Consider the following 9,950-nt stretch of genomic DNA (forward strand, 5'->3'; position numbering starts at 1 on the left):
GGGGGGCGATATGGCCAGATCGGTGCGCGGCAAGGGGACGGGGGCGGAAAAGGCCGGGGCGAAGGCTGTGGCACCCAAGGCCCCGCCCGCATCCGCTGCCACCGGCCCCGCCCGCAACCGCTATTGGCACCGGCGCGGCGCCTTGCCCTGGCCCGAGGGCTGCGACTTTGCCGTCTGGGCACCCAATGCCCGCGATGTCTGCGTGATCGGCGATTTCAACGGCTGGCAATGGCACGCCAACCCGCTGTCGCGCGGCGATGACGGCGTGTGGCGGGGGTGGGTGCATGGCGCCCGGCCCGGCCAGCGATACAAATACGGCATCATCGGATCGGACGGGCAGGCCCGCGAAAAGGCCGATCCGGTCGCGCTGCAAATGGAGGTGCCGCCCGGCACCGCATCCATCATCCGCGACCTGCCGCCGCCGCCCGCGCCGAACCCCGACCGCGCCCGGCGTCTGGACCGCGCCGCGCCGATTTCCGCCTATGAGGTGCATCTGCCCAGCTGGGATCGCCATGCCGACGGGTCCAGCCTGAACTGGGACGAACTGGCCGCGCGGCTGATCCCCTATGCCGCGGGGCTGAACTTCACGCATCTGGAATTGCTGCCGATCAGCGAATATCCCTTTGGCGGGTCATGGGGTTATCAGCCGGTGGGCATGTTCGCGCCGACCGGCCGGCTGGGCGATCCCGACGGGCTGCGCCGCTTTGTCGCTGCCGCCCATGCGGCGGGTCTGGGCGTCATCCTGGACTGGGTGCCCGGACATTTCCCCACCGATGCGCATGGTCTGGCGCATTTCGACGGCCCCGCGCTTTACGAATATGCCGACCCGCGCCTTGGCTATCATCAGGATTGGAACACCCATATCTATGACTTTGGCCGGTGGGAGGTCGCGGATTTCCTGACCGAAAGCGCCGTCTATTGGGTGGAGAACTACAATATCGATGCGCTGCGGGTCGATGCGGTGGCATCCATGCTCTATCGCGATTATTCGCGCGACGGCGACAATTGGCTGCCCAATGTCAATGGCGGGAACGAGAACTACGAGGCCGCCGACCTGCTGCGCCGCGTCGCCCGCGCGCTGCCCCATGGCGCGGTGACGATTGCCGAGGAATCGACCGCCTATGCCGGTGTGACCCTGCCGCCCGATGCGGGGGGGCTGGGCTTCACCTATAAATGGGCGATGGGCTGGATGAATGACGGGCTGCGCTATCTGGCGGAAGACCCGATCAACCGGTTCTGGCACCATAACCTGCTGACGTTCTTCAGCCTGTATCGCAATGCCGAGAACTTCCTGCTGCCGATCAGCCATGATGAGGTCGTTCATGGCAAGGGCACGCTGCTGACCCGCATCCCCGAGGTGGCGGGGCCGGACAGTCGCTTTCCGACGCTGCGGACCTTTCTCGCGCTGATGTGGGCCACGCCCGGCAAGAAGCTGTTGTTCATGGGGCAAGAGTTCGCCAGTTTCCGCGAATGGAACCATGACGACCGGCTGGATTGGTGGCTGCTGGATCACCGGCTGCATCAGGGCGCGCAGGCGCTGATCGGCGATCTGAACGCGATCTACCGCGACATTCCCGCCCTGCATCGCGGCGATTGCCGCCCCGATGGCATGTATTGGATCGCGGCGGATGAGGCGGCGACATCGACCTATGCCTTTGCGCGCTATGCCGAGGGGGAAGCGCCGGTCGTGGTGCTGATCAATTTCGGCACCAGCCCGCTGGAGGGCTACCGCCTTGGCCTGCCGCAGGGCGGCGACTGGCGGGTGATCCTGAACACCGATCACGAGATCTATGGCGGTCAGGGCAGGGGGGCCAGTGGCACGATCCCCGCCGAACACCGCCCCGCCCATAACCAGCCCGCCAGCCTGATGCTGGATCTGGCGCCCGAAAGTGCGATTTTCCTGACCCCTGTGTGATACCGGAAGGACATGGCCATGCCGCAACCGAACCGCCGCCTGACGTCGCAAACCATGGCCTTTGTCCTTGCGGGCGGTCGTGGATCGCGGCTGAAGGAACTGACCGACACCCGTGCCAAGCCGGCCGTCTATTTCGGCGGCAAGACCCGGATCATCGACTTTGCGCTGTCGAATGCGCTGAACAGCGGCATCCGCAAGATGGCGATCGCCACCCAATACAAGGCGCACAGCCTGATCCGCCACATCCAGCGCGGCTGGGGCTTTTTCCGGGCCGAGCGCAACGAATATCTGGATATCCTGCCCGCCAGCCAGCAGCATGACGATGAAAACTGGTATCGCGGCACCGCCGATGCGGTGGCCCAGAATATCGACATCATCGACAGCTATAACGTGAAGTATCTGATCGTGCTGGCCGGCGATCACATCTACAAGATGGATTACGAGGTGATGCTGGAACAGCATGTGGCGACCGGGGCCGATGTGACCATCGGCTGCCTGACCGTGCCGCGCGCCGAGGCCACGGCCTTTGGCGTCATGCAGGTGGATGCTACCGGCCAGATCACCGACTTTCTGGAAAAGCCGCAACAGCCGCCGGGGATTCCGGGCGATCCCGATCATGCGCTTGCCTCGATGGGGATCTATGTCTTTGACTGGGCCTTGCTGCGCGATCTGCTGCTGAAGGATGCCGCCGACCCCAATTCCAGCCGCGATTTCGGCCATGACATCATCCCGCAGGTGGTCAAGTCGGGCAAGGCCATGGCGCATCGCTTTGCCGAAAGCTGCGTGAAATCGGGGCTGGAAACCGAACCCTATTGGCGCGACGTCGGCACCATTGACGCCTTCTGGCAGGCCAACATCGACCTGACCGATTTCGTGCCCAAGCTGGATCTGTATGACAACCAATGGCCGATCTGGACCTATGCCGAGATCGTGCCGCCGGCGAAGTTCATCCATGATGAGGATGACCGGCGTGGCAGCGCGATTTCCTCGCTGGTGTCGGGCAATTGCATCGTCTCGGGGGCCGAGGTGCGCCAAAGCCTGCTGTTCACCGGGGTCCGGGCGCACAGCTATTCGTCGCTGGATGGGGCCGTGGTGCTGCCCTATGTGCAGGTCGGGCGGCACGCCGAACTGCGCAGATGCGTGATCGACCGGGGCGTGCAGATCCCCGAGGGGCTGGTCGTGGGCCAGGATCCCGCCGAGGATGCAAAGTGGTTCCGCGTGTCCGAGGGGGGCGTGGTGCTGATCACCCAGGCGATGCTGGACAAGCGCGCGGCCGCGATGTGACGGTGCCGATGTGACGGTGCAAAGGCGCGCGGGGCAGGGTCCACGCGCCGCCTTGCGACACTTTCGCATCATCCCTTTGGGGGCGTGACAATTTATCCCTCGAAAAAGTCGCATTTGACACTTATCAAGGTGGGGCCTCACTTTCAGGTCTAGCCTGGAACCCAGCAAAAGCCCCGCGACCCAGACCATCGGTGCGCGGCAGCAAGGGAAAAGCCAATGAACTACGATTCCGCTTTGGACCGCGCCATTCAACGTCTGCATGACGAAGGCCGCTATCGCACCTTCATCGACATCGAACGTGACCGTGGCCACTATCCGCGCGCCGTGTGGAATCGCCCCGATGGCCAGCGTCAGGACATCGCGGTCTGGTGTGGCAACGATTATCTGGGCATGGGCCAGAACCCGGTCGTGCTGGCCGCCATGCACGAGGCGCTGGAGGCGGTCGGCGCAGGCTCGGGCGGCACGCGCAACATTTCCGGCACCACCACCTATCACAAGCGGCTTGAGGCCGAGATCGCCGATCTGCATGGCAAGGAAGCGGCCCTGGTGTTTTCGTCGGCCTATATCGCCAACGACGCCACGCTGTCGACGCTGCCCACGCTGTTTCCGGGGCTGATCATCTATTCCGATGCGCTGAACCATGCCTCGATGATCGAGGGGATCCGGCGCAACGGTGGCCAGAAGCGCATCTTCCGCCACAACGATCTGGCGCATCTGCGGCAGCTTCTGGAACAGGACGACCCGGCCGCGCCCAAGCTGATCGCCTTTGAATCGATCTATTCGATGGATGGCGATTTCGGCCCGATCGAGGGCTTTTGCGATCTGGCCGATGAGTTCGGCACCCTGACCTATCTGGACGAGGTTCACGCCGTCGGCATGTATGGCCCGCGCGGTGGCGGGGTGGCCGAACGCGACGGTCTGATGGGGCGGATCGACATCATCAACGGCACGCTGGGCAAGGCCTTCGGCGTGTTCGGTGGCTATATCGCGGCCTCGGCGCGGATGGTCGATGCGGTGCGCAGCTATGCGCCGGGCTTCATCTTTACCACCTCGCTGCCGCCTGCGGTTGCGGCGGGGGCGGCGGCCAGCATCGCCTTTCTGAAATCCGATGAGGGCCAGAAGCTGCGCGATCTGCAACAACAGCACGCCCGCATCCTGAAAACCCGGCTGAAGGCCATGGGTCTGCCGATCATCGACCACGGCAGCCATATCGTGCCGGTCCACGTCGGCGATCCGGTGCATTGCAAGATGATTTCCGACATGCTGCTGGCCGATTACGGCGTCTATGTGCAGCCGATCAACTTCCCGACGGTGCCGCGCGGCACCGAGCGGCTGCGCTTTACCCCCGGCCCGGTGCATCTGCCCTGCGAAATCGAAAAGCTGGTGCGGGCGCTGAACGATCTGTGGGCCCATTGTGCGCTGAATCGTGCCGAACTGAGCGCCTGACCGTTTTTCTGCGGGTGCAAGAAGCCTCGGAAGATGGTAACGGTTTCGTAAGAGGTGATGGGCCATATTGGGCCGAATCGCCCTATGTGCAAGATTCGGGGCTATCAGGGGCAAGCGATGGGCGTGCGTGACGCCATGAACGGGGCCAAGCGAACCGCAGCGGCGGTCATACCGCAGCAGGATGTGGCGGCTGATGCCGCGCGCAGCTTTGACGATTTTGAATTGCGTCTGGGCGATGTGATGCGCGGGGAACGCGCCACCCTGTCGAAATCCCTGCTGGATGTGCAGCGCGAACTGCGCATCAAGGCCAGCTATATCGCGGCCATCGAAAACACCGATATTTCGGCCTTTGACGCGCCCAGCTTCATTGCCGGTTACGTGCGCAGCTATGCCCGCTATCTGGGCATGGACCCGGACTGGGCCTTTGACCGGTTTTGTCGTGAATCGGGTTTTCAGCCGGTGCATGGGATGGCCGCCGCCGCCTCGGGGCCAAAGCCGCAGCGCCGCCCGTCCGACCCGATCGAGGCCTTGGCCAATCCGAACCCCCTTTTCCTGCCGCCCAAGCAAAGTTTCTGGGCGCAGTTTGAACCGCGCGCGCTTGGCTCGATCCTGGTGCTGGGCCTGTTGGTGGCGGGTGTCGGCTATGGCGGCTGGTCGGTCCTGCAAGAGGTGCAAAAGGTGCATCTGGCCGCCGTCGATCAGGCGCCGGGCGTGGTGGGTGAGCTGGACCCGCTGGACGGTGCCTTGAAGCCCGGCCCGTCCGATGGCGCGACTGGCCCGGATCTGGCGATGAACCTGCCGCAGCCCGAATCGATTGACCGCACCTATCGCCCGCAGGCGCTGGACGTGCCGCAACTGACCGCGCGGGATGAGCCGATCTCGGCGCTGGACCCCGCGCAGACGGGCGCCCTGGCCGGTCTGACGCCGCCCGCCACCACGACCACGCCCGCCGATCCCGCAGCCGGCGCCGTTCTGGCCGAGGCAACGCAGCCCACCGCGCCCGGTGCCGTCCGCACCATCGCCGCTGACGCCCCCGAGGTCGAGATTCTGGCCGTCCGCCCGTCCTGGGTGCGGGTGCAGGGGGCCGACGGCACGGTGATCTTTGAAAAGATCCTGGATGCCGGTGAACGCTTTGCCCTGCCCAAGCTGGAACAGCCGCCAGTCTTGCGCGCGGGCAATTCGGGTTCGGTCTATTTCGCGGTCAACGGCCAGACCTATGGCCCCGCCGCGCCGGGCGCGCAGGTGGTCAAGAATCTGGAATTGTCGCCCGCCGCGCTGACCGGAAAATATGCCTTGGCCGACATGACCAAGGATGAGGATCTGGCCCGCCTGGTCGCGCAACTGACCGCCATGCCGGGCACCGTCCCCGGCGCAGCGCCGGCGGCCACAGCGGCGCCGACGACATCAACCCCGACCGCGCCCTAGGCCGCCACGCGATCTCCGCCGTCGGCTTTGGTCGATATGTCATGCTGGGCCGGTTCTCTGTGACTCAGCCAACGCCCCGACAGGTGATCGCAAAGCACCACACGACCTTCGCGCCAGCTTGCCGGCAGCGCCAAGGATCAATGCCGACCGCCATCACCTTCCTCGGCGCATCAGGCTGGCGCCGCCGACGCAATGATGGATGTCGACCAGCGCTTCCACGCTATCCGCAATCAACCTGGTCGTTATCCGCAATCAACCTGGTCGCGAAGGCGAGCAGGCACAGCCGGCGCACGCCTGGGCGGTCAAGACAGATGACCTCACACCGAGGCCAAGCAGCACCGGTCGGCCATCGGTAACCGCGCGATCATTGCTTCCGCGCAGTCTTGGCCGACAGACCGCCACCGTCCTGTAGCCCGTGATTCCAACCGGACTGCCCGCCATCGGGACCATGGTGATAGCCACGACGCTGCACAAAGTCGGGTGCGCGCCGTCGATGGTCAGAGGGGCCAGAATGTCATCCGTCAAAGGCGGGGCCGTTCCGCGTCGCCACCACCCGAAGCCACCATTCTGACGGTGCCTTGTCGGGGTGCCTTGTCGGGGCTGCTTGCCACGGCAGCCTCCTGCCCTTGTCCAGCCCGGCGATGCGCGCCGTCGTCGTTCCGCGCCGAACTTCTTGTGAATTGGCAGCTATTGGTCAACTTGTTGAGGAATAAATAAAAAAACCCATCAAACCTTGCTGTGCCTGCCCGGCAGGTTGAAGATGTGGTCGCGCAAGGTCGCCGTCATCACCGCCTGTGTCGTGGTCTCGGCCCCCAGCATCTGCCGCGCCAGCCGCAGGTGCTTTTCCACCGTCGCGGGGCGCAGCCCGAGGATCGCCGCCACATCAGCCACCGTTTTTCCGACCGCAACCCACTCCAGCACCTCGCGTTGGCGCGGTGAAAGGATCGGGTCGTGCCCGGCAAAGCGGCCGTCGGGCGGCGGCATCGTGGTGATCCGCAGATGCGCGATCTGACACAGCGCATGGATGACCGCACCCTGATCGACCCAGACCTGTTCAAGCTGATGTTGCCGCAAGCCCGATGCCGCCAGCGACATCAGCCCGTGGTGCTGGCCCGGCGGTTGCAGCACGATCAGGTAACCGGCGCGAAGGCCATGGCGCAGCCACAGCGTCCGCCCCTCAAGCAGCGAGGCGGCGCTGCTCCGCTCCTCGGCGCGGCGCACCAGATCGCGCCACGACGTTACGCCGCGCGGCAGGTTCGATCCGTAATCCGTCCAGAACCGGGCGAAATGCCCGTCGGAAAACAGTTCGGCCAGAAAACGCGGCTCATGATGCGCGATCAGATGGGTGCGGCCTGCCAGTTGCATCTGCCGACCGGCCACCACCCGGCGATAAGCATAGACGATGCCGTCAATCCCGAAGGCACCCAATTCCCGGATCAGCAGTCGCCCCACCTGTTGCGCGGTGGGAAGGGTCATGGCCTCTTCAATGAAACCGATCAGTCGATGTGTCATACAATGGATTCGTTAAAAAGGGTGCTCCCCGTCGCCCATTGTTGCCGCCTGCGCGCGCGACGCAAGTGGAGAATACAAGCGACTTTCCCCGCAATTCGGCCCAGGATGGGCGCCACGGGCAACGGGGACGGATAGATGCGATTCGACGTGGTGGTGATCGGCGGCGCGGTGATGGGCGCGGCCACGGCGTTCTTCCTGACGCGGATGCAGCCGGGCCTGCGCGTCGCGGTGATCGAGCGTGACCCAAGCTTTGCCCGCGCCGCAACCGCGCTGTCGGTGGCCTCGATCCGCAGCCAGTTCTCGACCCCGGTGAACGTCGCCATATCCCGCTTTGGCATTGATTTCATTCGTGATTTCGGATCATGGACGGGGCAGGGTGGGGATCTGGGCCTGCGAGAGAATGGCTATCTGTTCCTGACTGCCAGTGCGCAGCGCGCCGATCTGATGGAGGATCACGCCGCGATGCAGCGCAGCCTGGGCGCCGCAACCGAAGTGCTTTCCCCGACCGAGATCGCCGCCCGTTGGCCTTGGCTGTCGGTCGAGGGGCTGGTCGCGGGCAGTTTCGGCCCCCGCGATGAGGGGTGGTTTGACAATATGGGCCTGCTCAATGGCCTCAGGGCGGCGGCGCGCGGGCAGGGGGCGATGATGCTGACCGGGCAGGTCACCGGTTTTGACCGGCAGGGCCAGCGTCTGATCGCGGCGCGTCTGGAGGATGGGCAGCGGATCGAGGGGGAGGTGTTCGTCAATTGCGCCGGCACCCGCGCCGCCGATCTGATGGCCGATCTGGGCGCGCCGATCCCGGTCGAGCCGCGCAAGCGGACCGTGTTTGTGATCGACGCGCCCGGCGCACGGCACCCTGATGCCCCGCTGCTGATCGATCCCGGCGGGTTTTATCTGCGCCCGGAGGGCCAGCAGTGGATCACCGCGACGGTGCCCGAGGGCGACGGCCCGGTCTCACCCGAGGATTTCACCCCCGAGGCCGACCAGTTCGAGGCGCAGATCTGGCCGCGCCTGTGGGAACGTGCGCCCGGGTTCGAGGCGGTGCGGGTCAAACGCTTCTGGACCGGGCAGTATGACTACAACCTGCTGGATCAGAACGCCATTCTTGGTCGCGATCCGCGCTTGGATAACCTGTTCATTGCAAACGGTTTTTCGGGGCATGGCTTGCAGCAGTCGCCAGCCGTCGGCCGCGGGCTGGCCGAGCTGATCCTGACCGGCGGATGGGTCAGCCTGGATCTTCAGGATCTGTCGGTCGACCGGGTGCTGGCCAACCGTCCGCTGCGCGAGGTGGGCGTGGTCTAGCGTCCGGCCTCGGCGGCGCGAAGCAGGGGTTCGTGCTGGCGCAAGTCATAGCCCGCCGCCGCGCCCCGCGCGATGATCTGATCGGCGGGCAGGCGACCCGCCTGCGCCAAAGCCCACAGGTTGCAGGACCGCGTGCCCGACCGGCAATAAGCCAGCACCGGGCCGGGCAGCCTGTCCAGCGCGGCGGCGAAATCGGCGACCAGTTCGGGCGTCAGCAGACCCGGCACATAGGGCAGGTGGATATAATCCAGCCCGGCGCGCGCGGCAGTCTGGGCCATCACAGCGTCGCGCAGCTCTGGGTCGACTTCCTCGTCAGGGCGGTTGTTGATGATGCTGCGAAAGCCCGACTGGGCAAGCGTTTCGACATCAGCAATGTCGATTTGCGGGCTGACCCATAGGCTTTCGGTGAGCTGCCGCAGATCCATCACGCATCCTTCCATTTGATCGAACAGCCCATCGAGGCGATCTGTTCGCGCGGTCCCTGGCCGGTTTCGGCGACCTGCTTCATCGCCAGAAACAGATCGCGCCGCGCGTCAGCGGCCCCGGCCTGACGCCCCGACGCGTCCAGCCGACCGCGATACTGCAGCCCGCCACCCGCATCAAAGCCAAAGAAATCGGGCGTGCAGGCCGCGCCATAGGCCCGCGCAACATCCTGATTTTCATCATAAAGATATGGAAAGCTGAAGCCTCGATCGGCTGCCAGACGGGCCATTTCCTCAAAGCCGTCCTCGGGATAGGCGGTCGCGTCATTCGAGGAAATCGCCGCAACGCCGATCCCCAGGGCGCGCAGATCGCGCGCGTCGCGCAAGATCCGGTCCAGCACCGATTGCACATAGGGGCAATGGTTGCAGATGAACATGATCAGCGTGCCATTTGGGCCACGAACATCTGCCAGCGACCAGATGCGGCCATCGGTGCCGGGCAAGGAAAAGTCCGGCGCGGGCCAGCCAAAATCACAAACGGGGGGCGAAACGGCCATGTCGTCTTCATTCCTGTTCTGAGGTTCTGCGTGTAACACCTTGATCTTATTTTATATGTGCATCACGCGCTGCGTCTGTCGATGATC

8 protein-coding genes are annotated in these 9,950 nt (G+C 64.9%); 5 read left to right on the forward strand and 3 right to left on the reverse strand.

From position 1 onward, the window contains the following. Positions 1-10: 10 nt before the first annotated feature. From glgB to ACEYYA_RS10440, 4 genes are all read left to right on the forward strand, one after another. Complete coding sequence (glgB, locus tag ACEYYA_RS10425) at positions 11-1,915, forward strand: 1,4-alpha-glucan branching protein GlgB (RefSeq protein ID WP_374800345.1); 1,905 nt, start codon at positions 11-13, stop codon at positions 1,913-1,915. A gap of 18 nt (positions 1,916-1,933) precedes the next feature. Then, positions 1,934-3,199 (forward strand): glucose-1-phosphate adenylyltransferase, encoded by a 1,266-nt coding sequence (glgC, locus tag ACEYYA_RS10430; protein WP_374800347.1) that lies wholly within the window; start codon positions 1,934-1,936, stop codon positions 3,197-3,199. Between the two features lie 216 nt (positions 3,200-3,415). Further along, a complete protein-coding gene (gene hemA, locus ACEYYA_RS10435; RefSeq protein ID WP_374800349.1) occupies positions 3,416-4,645 on the forward strand; it encodes a 5-aminolevulinate synthase in 1,230 nt (409 codons plus the stop codon). Between the two features lie 135 nt (positions 4,646-4,780). Further along, positions 4,781-6,070: a helix-turn-helix domain-containing protein gene (locus tag ACEYYA_RS10440; RefSeq protein WP_374800415.1), complete on the forward strand. Its 1,290-nt coding sequence runs from the start codon at positions 4,781-4,783 to the stop codon at positions 6,068-6,070. A 726-nt stretch (positions 6,071-6,796) separates the two neighbouring features. Here ACEYYA_RS10440 and ACEYYA_RS10445 read toward each other — a convergent pair. Then, positions 6,797-7,546 carry a helix-turn-helix transcriptional regulator gene (locus ACEYYA_RS10445; protein WP_374800351.1) on the reverse strand — a complete coding sequence of 250 codons (750 nt, stop codon included), beginning with the start codon at positions 7,544-7,546 and terminating at the stop codon, positions 6,797-6,799. A gap of 171 nt (positions 7,547-7,717) precedes the next feature. Here ACEYYA_RS10445 and ACEYYA_RS10450 point away from each other — a divergent pair, with 171 nt between their 5' ends. Then, entirely contained in the window at positions 7,718-8,884 is a 1,167-nt protein-coding gene (locus ACEYYA_RS10450) for an NAD(P)/FAD-dependent oxidoreductase (protein WP_374800353.1), read from the forward strand. Here the strand turns inward: ACEYYA_RS10450 and ACEYYA_RS10455 are convergent. Then, positions 8,881-9,309 carry a protein tyrosine phosphatase family protein gene (locus ACEYYA_RS10455; protein ID WP_374800355.1) on the reverse strand — a complete coding sequence of 143 codons (429 nt, stop codon included), beginning with the start codon at positions 9,307-9,309 and terminating at the stop codon, positions 8,881-8,883. The two genes, ACEYYA_RS10450 and ACEYYA_RS10455, sit on opposite strands and share 4 nt — an antisense overlap. Further along, on the reverse strand, positions 9,309-9,863 hold the full coding sequence (locus ACEYYA_RS10460; protein ID WP_374800357.1) for a thioredoxin family protein: 555 nt from the start codon (positions 9,861-9,863) through the stop codon (positions 9,309-9,311). Before ACEYYA_RS10460 ends, ACEYYA_RS10455 begins: the two co-directional genes overlap by 1 nt. Positions 9,864-9,950: the final 87 nt, after the last annotated feature.

Origin of the sequence: Paracoccus zhouxuedongae (genome assembly GCF_041927815.1) — a bacterium.
In the GTDB taxonomy this organism is placed as follows: domain Bacteria; phylum Pseudomonadota; class Alphaproteobacteria; order Rhodobacterales; family Rhodobacteraceae; genus Paracoccus.